Annotated in this window: 18 protein-coding genes; 4 read left to right on the top strand and 14 right to left on the bottom strand. The window is 73.8% G+C overall.

The features are described 5' to 3' along the window. Positions 1 to 42: 42 nt before the first annotated feature. The 3 genes from trmB to IT780_RS22930 form a co-directional block, all read right to left on the bottom strand. Entirely contained in the window at positions 43 to 729 is a 687-nt protein-coding gene (gene trmB / locus IT780_RS22940) for a tRNA (guanosine(46)-N7)-methyltransferase TrmB (protein WP_199513761.1), read from the bottom strand. Positions 730 to 798: 69 nt separating this feature from the next. Further along, positions 799 to 1,776, bottom strand: a complete 978-nt coding sequence (locus IT780_RS22935) for a TolB family protein (RefSeq protein WP_199513675.1) — start codon at positions 1,774 to 1,776, stop codon at positions 799 to 801. A gap of 778 nt (positions 1,777 to 2,554) precedes the next feature. Next, complete coding sequence (locus IT780_RS22930; protein ID WP_372443777.1) at positions 2,555 to 3,220, bottom strand: hypothetical protein; 666 nt, start codon at positions 3,218 to 3,220, stop codon at positions 2,555 to 2,557. A gap of 114 nt (positions 3,221 to 3,334) precedes the next feature. Here IT780_RS22930 and IT780_RS22925 point away from each other — a divergent pair, with 114 nt between their 5' ends. After that, a complete protein-coding gene (locus IT780_RS22925; protein ID WP_199513674.1) occupies positions 3,335 to 4,369 on the top strand; it encodes a phosphotransferase in 1,035 nt (344 codons plus the stop codon). Position 4,370: 1 nt separating this feature from the next. On the opposite strand, the gene IT780_RS22920 is transcribed toward IT780_RS22925, so the two are convergent. Next, positions 4,371 to 4,676 (bottom strand): putative quinol monooxygenase, encoded by a 306-nt coding sequence (locus tag IT780_RS22920; RefSeq protein WP_199513673.1) that lies wholly within the window; start codon positions 4,674 to 4,676, stop codon positions 4,371 to 4,373. 50 nt (positions 4,677 to 4,726) lie between these two features. Here IT780_RS22920 and IT780_RS22915 point away from each other — a divergent pair, with 50 nt between their 5' ends. Further along, the gene (locus IT780_RS22915) at positions 4,727 to 5,506 is read left to right on the top strand and encodes an alpha/beta hydrolase (RefSeq protein WP_199513672.1); all 780 of its coding nucleotides are present in this window, start codon (positions 4,727 to 4,729) and stop codon (positions 5,504 to 5,506) included. A gap of 1 nt (position 5,507) precedes the next feature. Here the strand turns inward: IT780_RS22915 and IT780_RS43215 are convergent, their stop codons facing one another. The 4 genes from IT780_RS43215 to IT780_RS22895 form a co-directional block, all read right to left on the bottom strand. Further along, positions 5,508 to 7,049, bottom strand: a complete 1,542-nt coding sequence (locus IT780_RS43215) for a GAF domain-containing protein (protein ID WP_307831320.1) — start codon at positions 7,047 to 7,049, stop codon at positions 5,508 to 5,510. A 203-nt stretch (positions 7,050 to 7,252) separates the two neighbouring features. Next, positions 7,253 to 8,158, bottom strand: coding sequence for a proteasome assembly chaperone family protein (locus IT780_RS22905; protein ID WP_199513671.1), 906 nt, complete (start codon positions 8,156 to 8,158; stop codon positions 7,253 to 7,255). A 142-nt stretch (positions 8,159 to 8,300) separates the two neighbouring features. Continuing rightward, a complete protein-coding gene (locus IT780_RS22900) occupies positions 8,301 to 9,938 on the bottom strand; it encodes a methyl-accepting chemotaxis protein (protein ID WP_199513670.1) in 1,638 nt (545 codons plus the stop codon). A gap of 103 nt (positions 9,939 to 10,041) precedes the next feature. After that, positions 10,042 to 12,393 carry a putative bifunctional diguanylate cyclase/phosphodiesterase gene (locus tag IT780_RS22895; RefSeq protein ID WP_199513669.1) on the bottom strand — a complete coding sequence of 784 codons (2,352 nt, stop codon included), beginning with the start codon at positions 12,391 to 12,393 and terminating at the stop codon, positions 10,042 to 10,044. Between the two features lie 131 nt (positions 12,394 to 12,524). Between IT780_RS22895 and IT780_RS22890 the strand changes: the two genes are divergently transcribed. Both IT780_RS22890 and IT780_RS22885 read left to right on the top strand, forming a co-directional pair. Continuing rightward, on the top strand, positions 12,525 to 13,289 hold the full coding sequence (locus IT780_RS22890) for an EcsC family protein (protein ID WP_199513668.1): 765 nt from the start codon (positions 12,525 to 12,527) through the stop codon (positions 13,287 to 13,289). Between the two features lie 70 nt (positions 13,290 to 13,359). Continuing rightward, positions 13,360 to 13,959, top strand: coding sequence for a hypothetical protein (locus tag IT780_RS22885; protein ID WP_199513667.1), 600 nt, complete (start codon positions 13,360 to 13,362; stop codon positions 13,957 to 13,959). Here the strand turns inward: IT780_RS22885 and IT780_RS22880 are convergent. Genes IT780_RS22880 through IT780_RS22855 form a run of 6 tightly spaced genes read right to left on the bottom strand, consistent with a single transcriptional unit; the run spans position 13,947 to position 19,773 of the window. After that, on the bottom strand, positions 13,947 to 14,792 hold the full coding sequence (locus IT780_RS22880) for an NAD-dependent epimerase/dehydratase family protein (protein WP_199513666.1): 846 nt from the start codon (positions 14,790 to 14,792) through the stop codon (positions 13,947 to 13,949). The genes IT780_RS22885 and IT780_RS22880 overlap by 13 nt on opposite strands. Continuing rightward, positions 14,789 to 15,856, bottom strand: coding sequence for a cytochrome P450 (locus tag IT780_RS22875; RefSeq protein ID WP_199513665.1), 1,068 nt, complete (start codon positions 15,854 to 15,856; stop codon positions 14,789 to 14,791). Before IT780_RS22875 ends, IT780_RS22880 begins: the two co-directional genes overlap by 4 nt. Next, on the bottom strand, positions 15,853 to 16,587 hold the full coding sequence (locus IT780_RS22870) for a glycosyltransferase (protein WP_199513664.1): 735 nt from the start codon (positions 16,585 to 16,587) through the stop codon (positions 15,853 to 15,855). Before IT780_RS22870 ends, IT780_RS22875 begins: the two co-directional genes overlap by 4 nt. Beyond that, the gene (locus tag IT780_RS22865; RefSeq protein ID WP_199513663.1) at positions 16,584 to 18,035 is read right to left on the bottom strand and encodes an AMP-binding protein; all 1,452 of its coding nucleotides are present in this window, start codon (positions 18,033 to 18,035) and stop codon (positions 16,584 to 16,586) included. Before IT780_RS22865 ends, IT780_RS22870 begins: the two co-directional genes overlap by 4 nt. Further along, positions 18,035 to 18,766, bottom strand: coding sequence for a glycosyltransferase family 2 protein (locus tag IT780_RS22860; protein ID WP_199513662.1), 732 nt, complete (start codon positions 18,764 to 18,766; stop codon positions 18,035 to 18,037). The genes IT780_RS22865 and IT780_RS22860 overlap by 1 nt, the downstream gene beginning before the upstream one ends. Then, positions 18,763 to 19,773, bottom strand: coding sequence for a 3-oxoacyl-ACP synthase III family protein (locus IT780_RS22855; protein ID WP_199513661.1), 1,011 nt, complete (start codon positions 19,771 to 19,773; stop codon positions 18,763 to 18,765). The genes IT780_RS22860 and IT780_RS22855 overlap by 4 nt, the downstream gene beginning before the upstream one ends. Between the last annotated feature and the right edge of the window lie 46 nt (positions 19,774 to 19,819).

The raw sequence follows: 19,819 nt of genomic DNA, 5'->3' as shown, positions 1-19,819 counted from the left end.
TCCAGCGTACGGGGGCGAAAGCGATAAAACCGGCGAACTCGCTCAGCGCCGCCGGTACACGAGATCGAAGATCTCCCGCCCGGCCCGTACGCCCCGATCCTCGAACTTCGTCCGCGGCCGGTGCCCGGGCCGGGGCGCGTACCCGCCGTACGCGTTGACCAGGCCGGTATCCCCGTCGAGCGTCTCCCGCATCGCCTCGGCGTAATGGGCCCAGTCGGTCGCGCAGTGCAGCGTGCCGCCGGGCCGGAGCCGCTCACGCAGCAGCGCGACGTTCCCCGGCGAGATCAGCCGGCGCTTGTGATGCCGGGCCTTCGGCCACGGATCGGGAAAGAAGCTGTGCACGGCGTCGAGGCTGCCCGCCGGCAGCCGCCGGACCAGCTCCATCGCGTCGCCGTGCGCGACCCGGACGTTGGTCAGCCCCCGCTCGGCGACCAGCGCCAGCAGGTTCCCGATGCCCGGCGTGTGCACCTCGACCCCGAGATGATCCCGTCCGGGGTCCGCGGCGGCCATCTCGGCGGTCGACTCACCCATCCCGAAACCGATTTCGAGTACGCGCGGAGCGTCGCGGCCGAAGAGCTCCGTGAGGTCGAGGGGAGTGCGGTCCCCATCGATGACGGTCAGGCCCAGCCGGGGCCACTGCTCCGCGAAGGCGTCCGCGTGCCGGTTGCTCATCCGGCCCCGGCGCGGGTGGAACGTCCGGATCGGCCGCCCGGCCGGGTCGCTGGTCATCTGGCTCATCACGGCCCAGAATAGGCGGCCGGCCCGGGATCCCCGGACCGGCCGCCTGCCATCTGGTCGTTACCGCTTCGGCTGGACGCTGGGCTGCGAGCCCTGGTGGAACGGCGTACGCGCGCCGGTGGACAGGTTGACCACCATCACCCACGAGCCGCTCTTGTACGTTCCGGTCACCACGGCGCGGGTGCTGTCCACGTACGCAAGCTCCCGGTCCTGGCTCGCGCCGACCGTACGCTTCGCGCCCGTCGCGGTGTCGTACTCCTCGACGTGCACGGGCTGGTCGTCCGCCGCGGTCTCGCCCTTCTGGTACGCCGTCCACGCCAGCTTCGCCCCGTCGGCGCGCCAGCAGGGGACGACCGCGAAACCGGAGTTCTGCCGGCTGCCGCCCCCGTACGCCGCGACGGTCTTCTCGCCGCCGGTGGCCACCGTGCCGACGCTCAGGCAGGCGTCGTAGATCGACTCGCAGTCCCCGCCCCGGAACGCGATCCTGCTGCCGTCGGGCGACCAGGCCACGGCGTCGTCGTACCGGAGCCGCTCGCTCAGCGACCCCGTCGCGGCGGCCGTCGCGGCCGGCTCGGCGGGCAGCTCCTCATCGCGGCAGTAGCTCGGGAACAGCACCTGCGGCTGCGCGCCGGCAACCGTCGCCGAGATCCGGTACACCCCCGGCCCGCCGGAGCAGGACAGCGAGGCGAACGCGATCCACGAGCCGTCCGCCGACCACGACGGCCCGGCCGCGGCCCGCGTGGTGAGCCGCCGCTTCCCGCTGCCGTCGGCCTTCATGGTCCACAACTGACCGTTCCGCAGCAGCGCGATCGACCGGCCGTCCGCCGACCACCGCGGCCGCGCCCATCCACCCCCGGTGGTCACCCGCGTCTCCGCGGTGCCCTTGCTGACGTACACATCCCCGCTGCGCACGTACGCGACCAGGCTCGGCATGCTCGGCACGGCAGCGGCGGCGGGCGCGGGCGCCACAACCGAGACCCCGGCGATCCCCGCCGCCGCCACCATCAGATTTCCGGTTACCCGCCCGATCACCGACATGCCCAACGCCCCCCGACGCCTTGCTTCCTGCTGACACCGGAGACATCGTCGCAACCGCGCTGCACCTAAGAAGTTCCCACTCCGAAACCCAAACAATTCCGGACCGTTCGGACGATCCACCATCCGCCGGCGAGCGAACCGGGTACGCGCAACCCACTCGCAACCACTCCGCAATCAGGAGACACCCACGCCGCCCGATGGTGGCGGGTCCGCGGCATGCGGCATCGACAGGTCCGCGCCGCCTGATGCCGGCGGGTCTGCGGCGTACGGCGTCGCGGGTTCGCGGCGTGCGGCACGGCCGGGTCCGTGTCGCCCGATGTCGACGTGCGTGCGGGGTCGGCGGGTCGGTGGCGATCCTTGGCGGTGGCGATGCTGAGCAGGACGGAGGAGCACGGCGAGGACGAACCGCGCGGCCTGTCGTCGCCCGGCCCGCCGTCCGCGACCCGGCCCGCGACCGGTCCGCGCCCGCGACCGGCCCGCTGTCCGCGACCCCGGCCCGCTGTCCGCGACCCCGGCCCGCTGTCCGCGACCCGGCCCGCGACCGGTCCGCGCCCGCGACCGGTCCGCGCCCGCGACCGGCCCGCGCCCGCGACCGGCCCGCTGTCCGCGACCCGGTCCGCAGGCCGCCACCCGGCCCGCGATCCGATTCGGGGCCGCGACCCGATGCACGGCGCGCGATCCGGGATCTGCGCACAAAAAGCAGCAGCCCGGCCCCCAAAGTCCACCCCGGCCCGCCGGGAGGAGGCGGGCCGGGAGGAGGCGGGCCGGGGTGCGACGCTCAGGCCGCCGTGGCTGCCCACATCGCGGTGAAGGCCGCTGCCTCCCCGGCCAGCCAGCGCTCCACGTCTCCGGTCTTGGCCGCCGGGTCCAGGCGGTGGGTTGTGCCGCGCCGGAGGTCGACGAGGACCGGGTCGGCGTTGGGGAGGATCTGGTCCATGTGGCGGGCCATCAGGTGGAGGGTCGCGGTGATCGCTTCGGGGGTCGGCGGTTCCTCGTCGAAGTGGAGGCGGACCGCTTCGCGGCGGCCGTCCTCGTACCGGAGGCCGAAGTGGGGGTTGATCTTCACGGCGAGGGGGCCGACGGAGGCGAGGGCCTCGCGGGTCTGGGCGAGGCTGACGTTCTCGGGGTCGCCCAGTGAGTGGAGGTAGGTCAGGGCGCCGGCGCTGACCGCCTCGTAGAGCGGCTTCCAGCGCGGCTTGACCAGCTCGGTGACGCCCGTCAGGTAGGTGCCGCCGGTGCGGAACGCGACGTCCGCCTTGAGCGCCTTGACGAGCTGGCCGTGCGGGTTGAAGCCGGTGCGGCGCTCGCGCTGGCGGCGCAGGCCGCCGACGAACGTGGCCTTCGCCGGGCCGGTGCGGGCCACGTAGCGGGTGAAGCCGAGCATCGTCGCGTACGGCGGAATCGCAGGGGTCGAAGAGGGCAGAACGGGCACGGTCACGGTGATCTCCCCGCAGCTCAGAGGCTGTTTTCGTACATACATTCTAATCGACGGGTACGACATTCCCAACCGTGCCGTGAGCGGCCGGGGGAGCCGTCCGGCGATACGTACGATGGCCCGATGAACCCGCCTGCCGATCTCGTGGGCCGGCAGTGGGAGTCCGAGCTGCTGGCCCACAACCCGCTCAACGGGGCGACCGGCGGTGTCTGGCGGGTGAACGGCGACGGCCGCACTGTGATCTTGAAGATCGTGACTCCGCCCGGCCGGGACGGGGTGCCCGCACACTGGGCGACGAGCGCCGATCCGGGGCACTGGAACTACTGGCGGCGGGAAGCCCTGGCCTACCGCGACGGACTGGCCTCGACGGCCTTCGCGGCGGCGGGCATCCGCGCTCCGGCCCTGGCGGAGTGGACGGAACGGCCCGACGGCTCGATCGCTCTGTGGCTGGAGCATGTCTCCGGCATCCCCGGCACTGCAGCCACGCCCACGATGCTGGGTGACTTCGCCGAGCGGCTCGGCGCCGGGCATGCGGCGTGGCTGGGCCGGCGCCACCGCGCCTCCTGGTTGTCACGCGACTGGCTGCGCGACTACACCACGACCCGCCCCGTCACCGCACCGGTTGCCTGGGAGCACCCCACAGCGGCGGCTGCCTGGCCGGCCGGGCTGCGGGCCGGGCTGCGGGATCTCTGGGTACGGCGGCACGACCTGTTGCGTGCCACGGACGAGCTGCCCCGCACCCTCTGCCACCACGACGTGTGGCCGACCAACGTGATCATCGACGGCTCGGGACCGGTGCTGCTGGACTGGAGCTTCGTCGGCCCCGGACCGCTCGGCGAGGACGCGGCCAACCTCATCCTCGACACGTTCTTCGACGGGCTGGTCGATCTGGCGCTGCTCGACGAGGTCGTCGAACGGGTCACCACCGGGTATCTCCGCGGCCTCGCCGGCGTGGTGGACGCCGCCACCGTTCGGCGCGCGATCCGTCTCACCGGCGCCGCGAAGTACTTCTGGCTGGCACCCTTCATGATCAACCGACTCACGGCTCCGCCCGCCGATGCCCGCCGGACCTACGACGTCCGTGACCCGATCGCGGTGTTCACCGGTCGCCGTCGCCCGTTGGAGCTTGTCGAGGCCTGGTACCGGGAAACCCGGTGACCTATGACGGGCGGTGCTCGATCGTGGACAGTGCGGTCCAGGTCCGTTCGAGCAGGAGCGGGACGACGATCCCCTCGATGTTGTCGCGGAAGTGCGGGGTGGCCCGGTGGGCGGTGAAGGCTGCCTCGTCGGCGTAGACCTCGTAGAGCACGAAGCGGGTCGGGTCGTCCGCGTGCTGGTGCGCGGTGAACGTCACGCACCCCGGCTCGGCCGCGCTCGCCGCGGCGTGCCGGCTCAGGACCTCGCGAACCGTAGGGGCGTCGGCTTCGGTCGTGCGGTAGTGGGCGATCACGGTGTACGACGGCATGCGGGCACGGTAGCAACGCCGGGTGATCATCGATGGCTGATACTCGGGGCATGGCCCTGATCCGCTGTGACTTCTCGTCCGAGGTGCTGGCGCTCGGCACCTCGATGACAGTGCTGCTGCCGCAGACCGCGAGCACCCAGATCGGTCTCGCCGGTCGCGCGTCCGACGCCGCGCCGCCCGTGCTCTATCTGCTGCACGGCCTCACCGACGACGACACCGCCTGGACGCGGTACACGTCGATCGAGCGGTACGCCGCCGCGAAGGGCCTGGCCGTCGTCATGCCGCAGGTGCACCGCAGCTTCTACGCCGACGAGCGGTACGGCCTCAAGTTCTGGACGTTCCTCTCCGAGGAGCTGCCGTCCGTGGTGTCGTCGTTCTTCCGGGTCTCCACCCGGCGCGAGGACACCTTCGTCGCCGGCCTCTCGATGGGCGGGTACGGCGCCTTCAAATGGGCGCTCCGGCAGCCCGAGCGCTTCGCCGCCGCCGCGAGCCTCTCGGGCGTGCTGGACCTGGCGTACATGGCGGAGTGGGACAAGCGCCCGCACATCAGCGAGCTGATGGCCCGGGTGTTCGGCGGCCGTCCGGTCGCCGGCACGGACGACGACCTGCTGCACCTGCTGCAGCAGCGGCGGGCCGGCGGTGATCTGCCCGAGCTCATGCTGCGCTGCGGCACGGAGGACTACCTGGTCGCGCAGAACGAGCGCTTCCTCGCCGCCTGCCGCCGCCACGGGGTCGCCGTCGACGCGGCCTTCGGACCGGGCGATCACGAGTGGGGCTACTGGGACGCCCAGATCCGGACCGTCCTCGACTGGCTCCCGCTGACGACCTAGCCTAGGTCTGCAGCGTCGACGCCATCCGGGCCTGCTCCTCGAGCACCTCGTTCATCCGCTCCTGGACCGCGCTGATCTGCCCGATGGTGTCGCTGGTGGTCAGGATGCCGGCGGAGACCGTACGCGTGCTGTTCTGGATGCCGTTGATCTGTTCCGACACCCGCTGGGTGGCCTCGGCGGTCTCCCGGGCAAGGTCCTTGACCTCCCCGGCGACGACGGCGAAGCCGCGGCCGACCTCGCCGGCGCGGGCGGCCTCGATCGTCGCGTTGAGCGCGAGCAGGTTGGTCTGGTCGGCGATCGACGAGATGATCTTGATAACGTCGCCGATCGCGGCCGACGCCTGGCCCAGCGCCTCGACCTCCTGGGTCATCTCGGAGGCGCGGGCGACCGCGTCCTGGGCGACCCGGGTCGCGTCGTCGCTGGCCGCGCGCAGGCGGGAGACGGTGTCGAGCAGGGACCGCGAGTTTGCCGCCGCGTACTCGTTGCCGCGGACGATGTCGAGCCGCTGGGACACCAGCTGGGTCACGTTGCGCAGCGCCGACGCGCGGGACTCCGACAGCTCGATGAACTCGGTGGTGAAGAAGTCCATCGTGCCGATGATCCGGCCGTGGCTCGAGATCGGCATGCACACGCCGGAGCGGACGCCGGCGCGCTGCGCGGCGGGGGCGCGCACGCAGTCGGTGAGCTCGCCGATGTCGCGGACGAACACCAGGTCGCGGGCTCGCCACGCGCGTCCGGAGAGGCCGACGCCCTCGGCGAAGGTGGCCGCCAGGGTGACCTTGCGGAACTCGTCGCCGGCCGAGCCCGACTCGACCTTGAATCTCAGCAGGTTGTCGCCCTCGTCGATCTCCCAGTAGGAGCCGTACGCCCAGCCGAACGCCCTGCGGACCGACTCGAGCGCGATCCGCAGGGTGGAGGGGACGTCGCGGGCCTCGCCGAGCGCGGTGACGACCTCGGTGACGGCGAGCCGGTCGTCGGCGACCTGGCGCAGCTCGGCGGCAGCCAGCGCGGAGAACCGGGCCCGTTCGGCGATGCGGGCGATGGTGGCCCACTTCTCGCTGCGCGGACCCTCCAGGTACAGCGGTTCGGGGGAGTAGTACTCGAGGACGGCGATGACCCGGCCGTCCTGCAGCACCGGCGTGACCACGGCGGCTTCCATCCCGGCGTGGGCCGCGGCCTGGCACCGCTGGCAGTCCAGGCACTGGTCCATCGCGTCGACGTACACCGGCAGCTTGGTGCGTACGGCACGGCCGACCAGCCCCGTGTCCATGGGCACGGGCCTGCCGGCGATCACCGCCCGCAGCTCGTCCACCAGCGACCCGGTCTCGTAGCCGACCTCGACCTGGCCTTCCCCGGCGGGCAGCCACACCGCGCCGTAGCTGAGGTTGTGCGAGGCCACCGTGCTGTCGACGGTGACCCGCCAGGCGGTCTGCTCGTCCGTCACGCCGTCGAGATCCATGATCAGCTTCTCGAGGCTCTCGACGTCACGCGGCACGGCCTGCAGCGCCGGGACTCCGGCCGCGCGCGAACGAAATGAGACCACCGTGGCACTCCCGTCCCTCGTTATGCCCTGGGTTCACCCATCATCGGACAGCCACCACCGGCGAGGCGGCGATTTGGGCGAAACGGGCGGCGGGGAAGCAGCCACGGCGCGGCCCGGCGGGGGAGCGGCGCGGCGCGGCCAGGCGCCGGCCCGGTGGCGAGGGAGCTGCTGCGGCCCGGGCGCGGGGCCGCAGCAGCGGCGTCTCAGTCCGAGTCCCGGCTCTGCTCGGCGAGGAACCGTTCGAGCTCGGCGCCGAGCTCGTCCGCGCTCGGCAGGGCGCTGTCCGGCTCGGCGAGCAGGTTGCTCGCGCGGCCGCGGACGAACGCGTCGTACTGCGCCTCCAGGGACGCGACGAGGCGTACGGCCTGCTCGTCGTCGGCGACCTGCTTGTCGATCTCCTCGCGCACCTCGGTGGCGGCCTCGTGCAGCGCGGCCGTCGGCAGGACCAGCCCGGTGGTGTTGGCGACCGACTCGACGAGCAGCTCCGCGGCGGGCGGGTAGGTCGTCTGAGCGAGGTAGTGGGGGACGTGCGCGGCGTACCCCATCGCGTCGTGGCCGGCCTCGCCGAGGCGGAACTCGAGCAGGTTGCCGACGCTGGCCGGTACCTGCACCCGCTGCAGCCAGGACTCGTGCTCGCCGAGCAGGCGCCGGTCGGTGGCGTGCGCGGTGACGCTCAGCGGGCGGGTGTGCGGCACGGCCATCGGGATCGCGTTGAGGCCGACGGTCACCGACACGCCGAAACGGTCGATGAGCCCGCGTATGGCCGCGATGAAGCGTTCCCACTGCAGGTCCGGCTCGGGGCCGGCGAGCAGCAGGAACGGCGTGCCGGTCAGGTCCTTCAGCAGGTGCAGCGCGAGGGCCGGGGTCTCATAGCTCTCCCAGTGGTCCTCGACGAAAATCATGGGGGGCCGGCGGGACCGGTAGTCCAGGAGCTGGTCGAGGTCGAAGGTCGCCAGCACCCGCCCCTCGAAGTTCTCCAGCAGGTGGTCGCGGGACAGCTGCACGGCGCTGCCCGCGTCGACGAACCCCGTGAGCGCCTGGACGAGTACCACGCCGTCCAGCTCGGGCAGGTCGTCGGCCAACTCGTAGAGCCCGTGTGGGTCGAGCACGCTCTTCAGACCTCCTCGTGTCCACGCCCGCGCAACCGGCGGGCGATGAGGAGAGAACAAACGCCCGGCACGGTTCATTCCCGCTCACGGCGAACGCCGCGGCCCGGTGCGGGCCGCGGCGTTCCTCAGGCGTACGCGGGGATCAGACGCGGAACTGCGACACCAGCGACTGCAGCTCCTCGGCCAGGCGGGACAGCTCCTGGGCGGTACGGCGGGACTCGGCGACGCCCTCGTTGGTGCTCTGCGCCGCCTCGGCCACGCCGCCGATGGTGCGGGCGATGTCGGTCGAGCCGCCGGCTGCCTCGGAGACGCTGCGGCCGATCTCGCTCGTGGTCGCGGTCTGCTCCTCGACCGCCGAGGCGATCGTGTCCGAGTACGCGTTGATCCGCTCGATGACCGCGGCGATCTCCCCGATGGCGTCGACGGCGGCGGACGTGTCGTTCTGGATGGCCTGGATCCGGCTCGAGATCTCCTCTGTGGCCTTCGCGGTCTCCTGGGCCAGGTCCTTGACCTCGGACGCGACGACGGCAAAGCCCTTGCCCGCCTCGCCGGCCCGGGCCGCCTCGATCGTCGCGTTCAGCGCGAGCAGGTTGGTCTGCTCGGCGATCGAGGTGATCACCTTGACGATGTTGCCCACCTCGGCGGAGGAGACGCCCAGCTTGGCGACCGTGGTGTTCGCGGACTGGGCCACGTCGACCGCGCCGCGGGCCACCCCGGCCGCGTCGGCCGCGCTCGTGGCGATCTCGCGGATGGACGCCGTCATCTGCTCGCTGGCGGCGGCGACGGTGTCCACGTTGCTGCTGACCGTGCCGGCGGCGGCGGACACCTGCTCGGCGCGGGAGCTGGTCTGCTCGGCGTTGACGGCGATGCGGCCGCTGACGTCGGTCATCTCCTGGGCGGAGCCCGCGAGGGTGCGGCTGCTGCCGGTGATCTGCGAGATCGTGCTGCGCAGCGTCGCCGTGGCCCGGTCGAGCTGGGCGCCCATCCGCCCGACCTCGTCCTTGCTCGTCATGCCGGCCGTACGGGTCAGGTCGCCGGCGGCGATGCTGTCGATGATCCCCGACAGCGCCTTGACCCGGCTCACGATGCTCCGCGCGATCGCCAGGCCGAGCAGCGTGGCGAGGATCAGGCCGACCACGAGCACGACGATGACGAACGTCCGCGCCGACTTGTACGCGTCCTGGGCCTCGGCGATGCGCGCCTTCGCGGCCGCCTGTTCCTCCTCCGCGAGCTTGTCCAAGTTGTACTTGGCGCGGATGATCGCCGGCGTCAGCTGGGTGTCGCGCGCGGCCAGTGTCGCTGCCGGGTTGCCCCCGTCCGCTGCCGTCAGGTACACGTCACGGGCCGTCTTGTACTTGTCCCAGAGAAAGATCGTCTGGTCCATCAGCCGCGGGTCCACGGTCTTCGCCCGGTACGCCGTGTAGTCGGCGGCGATCAGGGCGTCCAGCGCCTTGGCCTGGGCCCGGATGTCGGGCGACGGCGACTGGCCGTACGTGAGGGTCTGCGCGTGCATGGTCCCGACGTCCGAGATGATCTTGTTCAGATCCTGGGAGGCGCCGAAGTTCTGCTCGCCGATCTGCCGGCTCAGGTTGTTGACCTCGGCGAGCCGGGCGAGGGCGACGATGCCCACCAGGGCCGCGACGAGCGTCATCGCACCCACGATGATCATGATCTTCGTGTTCAGCGAGCGGTCGGCGATCCAGTCGCCCAGCGGGTTCTTGAACTGGGGCTTGCGCGCGGACTTCGATGCTGCCCTCGTGGGGCGGGCGACGGAAGGCATGTGGTCGAACCTCGCGATGGTGGCTGCGGGGGACGCGAGTCGTCCCCTTTTTCACTATCGGTTGTGGTTCGTGGTCGCTGAGGTGGTTTCCGGGAGTTCGGCCTCACACCACGAGCGCGCTGTGCGCGGCGAGCTGGGCGTCGACCTGATCCGGGGACAGGGGCCGCGAGAAGTGGTAGCCCTGCGCGAAGCGGTACCCGAGCCGGTAGAGGGTCTCGGCCTGCTCGGCGGTCTCCACGCCCTCCGCGATCGCCTGCAGGTGCAGGCCGTTCGTGATCTGGATCATCGCGGTGGCGATGACCGCCTCCTCGGAGCGGCCGCCGATCCCGTCGACGAACGATTTGTCGACCTTGAGGGTGTCCGCCGGGCAGGTCCGCAGCAGGCCGAGCGACGAGTGCCCGGTACCGAAGTCGTCGAGCGCCACCTTCACGCCGAGCGTCACCAGGTTCTGCAGGGTGTCCAGCGCGATGCCGCCGTCGAACACGGCCGTCTCGGTCACCTCGACCACCAGCTTCTCCGGGTCGAAGCCGGTGTCGGCCAGCGCCGCCCGGACGTCCGCGGCGAAGCCCGGCTCGCGCAGCTGGCGGGCGGAGACGTTGACGCCGATCTCGCCCGGGGCGGCCGTGCCGTAGCGGTCCTGCCACTCGGCGGCCTGGCGCAGCGCGGTCCGCAGGATCCAGTCGCCCAGCGGCACGATCAGCCCGGTGCGCTCGGCGATCGGGATGAACACGTCGGGGCCGATGAAGCCGCGCTCGGGGTGCTTCCAGCGGATCAGCGTCTCCAGCGAGGTCCACCGGCCGTCCGGCAGCGCCACGATCGGCTGGTAGACCAGCGTGAAGTCGCCGTTGTCCAGGGCCCGGCGCAGCTCCGCGCCCAGCTGGGCGTCGGCCGCCTGGTCCTGCTCGAGGCGGGCGTCGTAGACGGCGTGCCGGCCCTTGCCCCGCTCCTTGGCGGCGTACATGGCCAGGTCGGCGCGGCGCAGCAGCTCCTGGGGGCTCGCGCCGGGCCACACCTCTGCCAGGCCGATGCTGGCCTTGACCAGCAGGTCGTAGCCGAGCGCGTGCACCGGCCGGGTCAGCGACTCGGCGATGCGGTCCAGCACCTCGGTCGCCTCGTCGCTGCGCAGCCCGCGCAGGAGCAGGCCGAACTCGTCGCCGCCGAGGCGGGCCACGACGTCATCGGTGCGGACCGCCTCGCGCAGCCGGTCGGCGACCACGACCAGCAGCGCGTCGCCCACGGCGTGGCCGAGCCGGTCGTTGATCGCCTTGAAGTCGTCCAGGTCGATCAGCGCCAGGCTGAGCGTCCCGGCCCCGGCGCCGGTCTCCGCCTCGGCGAGCGCCTCCTGGGTCCGCTGCTCGAACAGGGCGCGGTTCGCCAGGTCGGTCAGGTCGTCGTGGTTGGCCCGGTGGCTGAGCTGGGTCTGGTAGCGGTTGAGCTCGAGCAGGTTCGCGTCGACGCGGCGCAGCAGCCGGCCGTTCTCCGCCAGCGCGTTGACCTGACGCGCCACCACGAGCGCGGTGAGCAGCACGGCGGCCAGCGCGACGGTCAGCACCACGTGCCCGGCCGTGCCGCCCACCATGAGCAGCAGGCCGTCGGTCGCGGCCACCGCCAGGTAGGGCACGACGCTGAACGAGCGGCGCCGCCGTACCGGCACGTCCGTACCGGCGGCGCGGCGCTGGCGGTCCGCGGCGAGCGCGACGAACAGCAGGGTCGCGGGGATGAACATCATCGAGCCGCTCAGACCCGGGTGCATCTCGAGGAACAGCGGTAGCAGGCCGCCGCCGATCGCGCCGACGGCCGCCGCGGCGGCGAGCAGGCGCAGCGCGACCCGGTCCAGGCCGCCGAAGCCGCTGACCGCGACCTTGACGAAGGCCAGCGCGCCGACCAGGCCCAGGGCGGTGAGCATGAGCAGGGGTACGGCCGCCGAGCTGTCGGCCGCCCAGGCGTCGAGCACCCGGGTGATCAGGTACCAGGAGAAGATGCCCAGCGTGATGGAGACCGTGGCGGCGTCCAGCACGAACCGGAGCATGACCCGTTCGCGTTCCCGCCCGCGGGCCATCGGCAGCCGGAGCAGGGTCCACAGCAGCAGGAGCATCGCCAGCGCGTACGCCGCGGAGGTGGGCGCGTCGTGGTCCTGGTCGCCGGCGGCGGGATTGACCACGTAGAGGCGGGCGTCGCCGGTGACGCCGAGCACGATGAGCACGCAGACGACCGCCAGGGACCGCCAGATGCGCGCGGTGACCGGGTCCAGGCCGGGCGCGAACGCCGTACGCCAGCACGACCAGCCCGCGACCGCCGTGCCGAGCATCGCCGGCATCCAGCCCCAGACGACCTGGGTGCGCTGCTCGGTGTAGTTGACCGCGAACAGCACGATCGAGATCACGAGGACCGCGGCCGCCGTCAGCAGCATGGGAGTGGGCCGGAGCCGCTCCACCTGCCGTTCGTCGACCGTCATGCCGTGTCGTCCCCTCGATGGTCTGCCTGGCTTCCGGGTTGGCTAATCGGTTCCCCGGGGTACGGCCTGAGCAGAACCGGCACGGCTGTCGCGTCACTGTACGACCGCGGAGCGTGGGATCTCGCCGATCCATGGGATGCACGTGCATCTGCAAGGCACAATGGCGTCAGCCGTCCATCCGCCCCTTCCTTCGGAGCGTTCCGGTGACCGAGCCCGCCGTACCCCCCGCCCCCGCCACCCCCGACGACGAGGACCTCCCCGGGACCCTCTGGGCCCGCATGAAGGCCGACCCGCAGTACGCCCCCGAGCACCTCGCGCTGGAAGCGGTCCGCCGCCTCGGCCCGCAGGCCCAGCGCTGGGCCCAGCGGGCGCGGGAGGAGGACCCCGGCATCTCCGCCGACGACCTCGCGCAGCAGGCCGCCCGGCGGTTCCTCAACCACGCCCGCCTCTCCGGTGCCGTCTCCGGCGCCACCGGCCTGCCCGGCGCGGTCGTGGACGTCGGCGTCCTGGCCTGGACCCAGGCGCGGATGGTGCTGCACATCGCCGCCGCGTACGGCGCCGACCCGACCGGCCCCGACCGCGCCACCGACCTGCTGGTCCTGCAGCGGGTGCACAAGGCCGCCGAGGCCGCCCGCGTCGCACTGGGCGTGGCCGCCGGCCGGGAACGCGCCAGTCGGCTCTTCGCCGGCTCCGCCGACCGTCCGCTCACCGGCGTCATGCTCAAGCTCGGCGTGAAGCTGGCCCAGATGGCCGGCGTCCGCGCCGCGAAGCGGATGGTCGCCAAGGTGGTGCCGGGCGCCGGGATGGTGCTGGGCACGTGGGCGAACTCGGCGGCGACCAAGGACCTGGCCCGCCGCGCCCGCGAGCTGTACGGCGGCGCGGCCGGCGCATCCTAAAGTCGCTCCCCGCCCTGACGATGCTTTCCGGGTAAGGCCCATGCCCGGCGACGTCAGGAAGGAGGGACGCATGAGCCAGCGCAACCGGTGGCTGCTGCTCTTCGCGCCCCTCGTGCTGACCGGGTGCGGCGTGCTCGGCGGCGATTCCTCCGGGTCCGGCGTGGCGGGAGCGGCTACGGACACCAACGTGGGTACGCCGTGGACCGTCGTCACCCGCGGCAGCGCCACCCCGTCGCCCACGCCCAGCAGCGGCGTGCCGCCGTACCCGCTGCCGACCGCCACCGGCTTCCTGCCGCTGAAGACCACGCCGCGGCCGGCGCCCAGCCGGACGTGCGCGCCGGACACCGTGCACTTCTCGCGGATCCAGGCGCTCGACGTCGTCGCGGGCACCACCAGCGCGACCGCGTCCTGGTACAACGTCGGCGGCTACAACCTCGTCGAGTACCGGCTCACCGCGATCAGCCAGGACCTGCGGCCGGGCAAGCAGCGAGACGTCGGCTGGGTGCCGGTCAGGCCGCAGCGGGCCTGCGGCCCGATGACGGCCACGATCAAGAACCTCGATCCGAAGACCGGCTACGTCTTCTCGCTGGACGCCGTGGTCACCCGGCGCAGCGGCGACGGTACACACGCCGGCACGCTGTACCGTTCGCCCGTCGTCTACACGAGGTAGTCCGCCACGCTGTGCTGCGGCGCGTACCCCTGGTCCCGGGCCCGCGTGAGATCGAGGACCATGCCGTCGGTGAGCTGGTCGACGGCATAGCGGGTCAGCGCCGGCGAGACCACCGCGAGCCCGCGCGCCAGGCCGGCGGGCAGGTGCCGGACGGGTACGCCGAGCACCCGGGACAGCACCTCGTCGCGGCCGTACGGCTCCGCGTCGGCGATGTTGTACGCGCCACCCGGCCAGTCCAGCGCCGCCAGGCACGCCGCCGCCAGGTTCTCCACGGCGGTCAGGCTCATCCGCACGTCGGGTCCGGGCAGCCAGGCGTATCCGCCCCGGACCACGCGGCGCAGGCGGGGCAGCAGGTGCCGGTCGCCGTCGCCGTACACGGCCCGGGGGCGCAACGCCACCGCGCCCGCCGCCAGGGCGAGCCGCTCACCCTCCGCCTTCGTCCGCCCGTACGCGCCGCGCTGCCCGTCGGCCGGATGATCCTCGCGCACCGGGGCGGCGTACGGGCCGGGCCGGTACACGCTGGCGCTGCTCACCCACACGACGGGCCGGCCGCGGGCGGCGTCGAGCAGCCGCGCCGTCCCGCCGGCGTTCACCGCCCGGTACGCCTCCTCGGCCGCCCGCCCGGGCCGTGGATCGCCCACCGCGGCGGCCAGGTGCACCACGGCGTCGACGCCGGCCAGGTCGGGAGGGGCCGCGGTGGCGTCCCAGAACACGTGCTCGCCCACCGGGCCGGGATGCCTGCCCACGCAGACCACCTCGTGCCCGGCGGACGCCGCGAGCCGGGCGACTGCCGTACCGCAGAAACCGGACGCGCCCGTGACAGCGAGCCTCACGACGCCCGCACCACCAGGGACCGCCAGGACGGCAGCGCTGAGCGCCGGTCCACCCGCGCCCGCACGACCACCGGCCGGTACGGCGCCAGCGCCCGCAGCATGTCAGCCACCTGCACCCGGGCGAGGCGGGCTCCGGGGCAGGCGTGCGGTCCCGCCCCGAAGACCAGCTGGGCCGTACGGGCCGGCGCGGGCCGCTCGGGGTCGGGTTCGCCGCGGTGCGCGTCCACGGCGTGGCGGGCGACGAGCAGCATCCGGTCACCGGCGCGGACCGGGCAGCCGCCGGGCAGCTCGCCCGCCTCCGCCGCCACCCGGGGCAGCAGGGGCGTGGGGGCGGTGACCCGCAGCAGCTCGTCGGCGAGGGCGGGGCTGTCCGCGTACGCCCAGAGGTCGGCGTCGCAGGCCCAGGCCGCGGCCCGCGGCAGCGCGGCGACCGTCGTGGTGATCGCGGCGACCGCCAGCATGGTCGCCAGGCCCGCCTCCGAGCCGCCGTCCGGCGCGACCAGCGCGGTCAGGCGTTCCGTGGCGGCCCGGGCCACGTCGGCGGTGCCGCGGCGGCGCAACCCCGGCAGGTGGTCCCTGGCCGCCGCCGCTGCCGCCGCCCGGGCCGCGTCCGCGAGCTCCGGACCGTCGACGGCGGCGCCGACGAGCGCGGCGGCGGTCGTCCCGGCGATCTCCGCCGCGACCGGGACCAGGTCGACCCGGCCGCCGTCGGCGAGCGGCTCGAGCCGCCGGTCGAGCAGCCCGGTCCACAGCGGACGCAGCCGCTGCACGCCCGTGGCGCCCAGCGCGTCGGAGGTCGCCCGGCGGGTCTGCCGATGGTCGTCGCCCTGCTGGTCGAACAGCAGGTCACCGCCGGTCAGCCGGCCGGCCGCGCCGCCGGTGGTGCCGGGCGCGGTCCGGTCCAGCGGGATCCGCGTCAGCCCCGCGACGAACGCCTCCCGGTCGTGGATGAGCAGCGTCCGGCCCAGCCGCGTCACGGGCCGTCGCCGCGTCGCCGCGAGCAGCGCGAACAGCACCGGATGGCTGCCCAGGTAGACCCGGCGGTCCCGGCTGCGGGCGCTCATCGGACATGCACCTCCTCCGGCGCGGGCCGGTAGCGGCGGTCCCAGTGCCACAGCAGCGTCCGCAGGCCACCCCAGGCGCGAAGCCGTCGCAGGCTCGTCTCGACCACCAGATGCTCGGCCCGGACGATCCGGGCGCTGTGCCGGCGGGCGCGGTTGAGCAGCGTGACGTCCTCGGCGCCGTCACCCAGCGCCTCCCTCGGCGTGCCGCCGCAGCGCTCGTACAGGGCCGCCGTGATGGCCAGGTTGTGACCGTGGACCAGCACGAACGGCGCCAGCGCCGACGGCGAGCGGTGCAGCCACCGGCCGGCCCGGGCGGCCAGCCGGACCACCAGCGGGTAGAGCACACGGTGCGCCCAGCCGGGCTGCTCGTCGGCGCGCGGCACGCTGCGGCCGCAGACCAGGTCGTGCGCGTCCAGGAGGGACCGGGCCGCGGCGACCCAGTCCGGCGCCGGCAGGCAGTCCGCGTCGGTGCGCAGCAGCTTCGTCGCGCCGTGGCTGATCGCGTACCGGAATCCGGTGTCGGCGGCCGTGCCCGCGCCCGGCTCGGGCTCGCCGACCACCTCGACCTCGCCGGGAAAACCGGCCGCGATCTCGGCGGTCGGGTCGGTGGAGGCGTTGTCCACGACCACGAGCGTGAAGTCCCGGTCCGTCTGGGCGGCGAGGGCGGCCAGCGTGCCGGGCAGCAGCCGCGCCTCGTTGTAGGCGGGCACGACGACGGCGAGCTCCCTCACGACGCCGCCGCCAGCCGCGCCGCCGCGGCCCGGTCCGGCTTGCGCGACCGGCCCGCCAGCGGGACCTGCGCAACGACGACCGCGTCGGGCCGTGCGGACCCCATCCGATCCAGAGGTACGCGCAGAGCGGCCCGCACCGCCTCCGCCGGCACCCCGGCGGCCGGCTGCACCACGGCGACCACCCGCTCGTCGCCGTCGCCGGCCGGTACCCCCACGATCACGGCAAGGTCGACGCCCGGTACGTGCAGCGCCGGCTCGTACAGGCCGGGATAGATGTTCTCGGCCCCGCGCAGGATCATGTCCTTGCGGCGGCCGCCCAGCACCACCCGCGTGCCCTCGACCCGGCCGACGTCCCCGGTCTCGACCCACTCCGTACGGTCGGCGCCGAGGTAGCGGTCGGCCGCGTTCGGCCCCGCGAGCAGCAGCTGCCCGTCCGCCGCGGTCCGCGCCCGTACGCCCGGCAGCAGCTCGCCGACCAGGTCACCCGTGCCGGTGAAGGCGCTCTTGGCGGTCGATTCGACCGCGGCGGCGGGGAAGACCTCGGTGAGCGCGTACACGCCCCAGGCCTCGTCGGCGCCGGCGCGGTGGACCCGGGCGAGCAGCTCCGCGCTGACCGGCGCCGAGCCGCTGTAGACGCGGCCGGTGAACCGCATGCCCGCTGCCAGGGCGGCCCGCACCTGCGGCGGCGTCAGATAGGTCGCCTGCGGAGCGAGCCGGGCCGCCTGCCGTACCAGCCGTCGCGGCGTCCGGGCCGGCAGCGCCACCGCCGCGCCCGCGGCGAGGGACGGGACCAGCACGAAGAACGTCCCGCCCAGCACGGCCCGCTCCGGCACCGGGCGGACCAGGTCGTGCACCGCGCGCATGCCGGCCGTCAGGCTCGCCCGGGTGTGCACCACCGCGCGCGGCCGGCTCGTCGTTCCCGAGGTGAAGACGATCACCGCGTCGCCGTCGCCGTCGTACCCGCGCGGCCGCGGACCGGGGGCGAGCGGCAACGCGGGCGCGGTGCCGGGCAGGCGCCGGCCGACGGTCACCGTGGGCGCGAGGGCGGCCAGCTCCGGCAACGCCAGGTGGGCGCGGCGGGCCAGGGGCGCCGCCCACCCCGCGACCGCCTGCGCCGCGGCGTCGGCAACCACGAGCCGCGGCTGGGCCGCCCCGAGCCGGGCCAGCAGCACGTCCGGGCCGGCGGTCGGGTCCAGCACCGCGACGCGCAGACCCAGGTGGTACGCCGCCAGCAGCACGGCCAGCGAGCGCGGGCCGGGGCGTACGGCCACCCCGAGCGTGTCACCGGGAACGAGGCCGCGGGCGTGCAGAGCCGCGGCGTAACCGGTGGTGAGGCGGGACAGGTCGGCCCGGGTGGCGCGCACGACCGGCCTTCCGGTGCGCCCGCAGCCCAGGACCGCCGGGCGTGGATCGTCGTCGCGCAGGCTCGCCAGCAGATCACCCAGCATCAGCGCGGATCCGCCGTCAGCGGGCCGCTGCCGCGGCCGAGATACCACTTCGCCGTGCCGGTTATCCCGTACGCGGCCAGCCGCCGGGTCGAGTTCTCCACGACCATCGTGCGGCTGTGCCGGATGGCCGAGGTGGTCCGGCGTACGCGGTTGAGGAAGGTGCGATCGGTCGGCGACGGCCGCCGGGGCATCCCGCCGCACGCCTCGTACAGCTCCGCGGTGATGGCCATGTTGTTGCCCGCGTGCATCCGGTACGGCGCCTTGTAGCCGCTCCCGCGGTGCGCCGGGCGCAGCCTGCCGAACGCGGCGGCGACGGCCACGAGGCCCGAGAAGAACGCCCGCCCCAGGAGCCCGTGCTCGTCGCGGCGCGCCGTGATCCGCCCGCACACCAGCCCGGCGCCGCCGGTGAGCCCGGCCCGCGCCGCCGCCACCCAGCCCGGGCGGGGCAGGCAGTCGGCGTCCGTACGCGCCAGCAGCCGCGCGCCGTGCGCGATCGCGTACCGGAAACCGGTGTCGACGGCGCAGCCGACGCCCTTCTCGGTCTCCACCAGGACGTGGACCGGGAACGGCGCCCGGAACGCCCGCGCGATGTCCGCGGTGCCGTCGGTCGAACCGTTGTCCACGACCAGCAGCTCGAAGCCGGTGTCGGTCTGCGCGGCGAGCGCGTCGAGCGTCTGCTGGATCCGCGCCGCCTCGTCGTACGCCGGCACGATCACCCACAGCTGCGTCACGAGACCTCCCAGACCATGGTCATGAGGCTGACCCCGCCGCCGAGCCCCACGAACAGCACCCGGTCGCCGGGGGCGAGGCCCGGCCGGACCCGGTCGAGCTGGACGCCGAGCGTGGCGCTGGCAACGTTGCCGAGCTCGGGCAGGGTGGGCTCGAGCTTGCCGGCCGGCACCCCGGCCACCTCCACGAAACGCTGCAGGTACGGCACGGTCACCTGGTGCACCAGCACCTTCGCGTAGTCGTCCCAGCCGAACCCCGTGCGGTACGCGACCCGCTCCAGCAGCCCCAGCCCGATCTTCTCGAAGACGCCGCGCAGCTTGTGCCCGTTGCCGGTGAAGTACGTGTGCTCGTCGCCGCGCGGGTGCCGCGAGCCGCCACCGAAGATGCCGCCGACCGCCCAGTGCTCCGAATACGTCTCGCTGTCGACGTCCACGATCCCGCCGGCCTCCACCGGCTCCACCAGCACCGCGGCCCCCGCATCGCCGAACGTGAACCCGGCGAACGCCGTACGGGCCTGAGCCATGCCGTCCAGCCGCGGCCGCATCGACCGGGTGGGCGTCTCGCCGGTGACCACCAGCGCCCGCCTGGCCCGGCCCGCCAGGATCATCGAGCGGGCGAGGTCGATGCCGTTGAGGAAGCTGTTGCAGGCGTTCGTCACGTCGAGGGCGTGCGCCCGGCTGCCCAGGGCCGCCTGGACGACGTGCGCCGTGGCCGGTTCCACCATGTCGCGGGTGGCCGAGGCGTACAGCAGCAGGTCGATGTCGAGGGCGTCCAGGTCCGCGTCGGCGAGGACCCGCCGCGCGGCGGTGATGGCCAGGTCGGAGGCGTACTCGTCGTCGGCGGCGACCCGGCGCCGATCGATGCCGGTCGTCTGCGCGAAGGTCCCCGCGGGCAGCGGGAGGCCGCTCGCGGCGGCGACGCGTGCCTGCAGGTCGGCGGTGGTCACCTCCCGCTCGGGCAGGGAACTCGCCACCGCGGTGATGCCCACGCGGGCAACGGTCAAGGTCATGGGCGCCAGCCTGCATCATGGCCGGCGTCCCCGGCGTGAGTAGAAC

This window comes from Nucisporomicrobium flavum, assembly GCF_016464385.1.
Lineage (GTDB): Bacteria > Actinomycetota > Actinomycetes > Mycobacteriales > Micromonosporaceae > Actinoplanes > Actinoplanes flavus_A.
The sequence above is the reverse complement of the archived record's forward strand: the minus strand, read 5'-3'. Positions and strand labels throughout refer to the sequence as shown.

Excerpts from the sequence above, each read along its gene's own strand:
- trmB (WP_199513761.1), bottom strand. The coding sequence starts at position 729 with ATGACCAGCGACCCGGCCGGGCGGCCGATCCGGACGTTCCACCCGCGC.
- IT780_RS22935 (WP_199513675.1), bottom strand. The coding sequence starts at position 1,776 with ATGTCGGTGATCGGGCGGGTAACCGGAAATCTGATGGTGGCGGCGGCG.
- IT780_RS22925 (WP_199513674.1), top strand. The coding sequence starts at position 3,335 with ATGAACCCGCCTGCCGATCTCGTGGGCCGGCAGTGGGAGTCCGAGCTG.
- IT780_RS22920 (WP_199513673.1), bottom strand. The coding sequence starts at position 4,676 with ATGCCGTCGTACACCGTGATCGCCCACTACCGCACGACCGAAGCCGAC.
- IT780_RS22915 (WP_199513672.1), top strand. The coding sequence starts at position 4,727 with ATGGCCCTGATCCGCTGTGACTTCTCGTCCGAGGTGCTGGCGCTCGGC.
- IT780_RS22900 (WP_199513670.1), bottom strand. The coding sequence starts at position 9,938 with ATGCCTTCCGTCGCCCGCCCCACGAGGGCAGCATCGAAGTCCGCGCGC.
- IT780_RS22895 (WP_199513669.1), bottom strand. The coding sequence starts at position 12,393 with ATGACGGTCGACGAACGGCAGGTGGAGCGGCTCCGGCCCACTCCCATG.
- IT780_RS22890 (WP_199513668.1), top strand. The coding sequence starts at position 12,525 with ATGGGATGCACGTGCATCTGCAAGGCACAATGGCGTCAGCCGTCCATC.
- IT780_RS22885 (WP_199513667.1), top strand. The coding sequence starts at position 13,360 with ATGAGCCAGCGCAACCGGTGGCTGCTGCTCTTCGCGCCCCTCGTGCTG.
- IT780_RS22875 (WP_199513665.1), bottom strand. The coding sequence starts at position 15,856 with ATGAGCGCCCGCAGCCGGGACCGCCGGGTCTACCTGGGCAGCCATCCG.
- IT780_RS22865 (WP_199513663.1), bottom strand. The coding sequence starts at position 18,035 with ATGCTGGGTGATCTGCTGGCGAGCCTGCGCGACGACGATCCACGCCCG.
- IT780_RS22855 (WP_199513661.1), bottom strand. The coding sequence starts at position 19,773 with ATGACCTTGACCGTTGCCCGCGTGGGCATCACCGCGGTGGCGAGTTCC.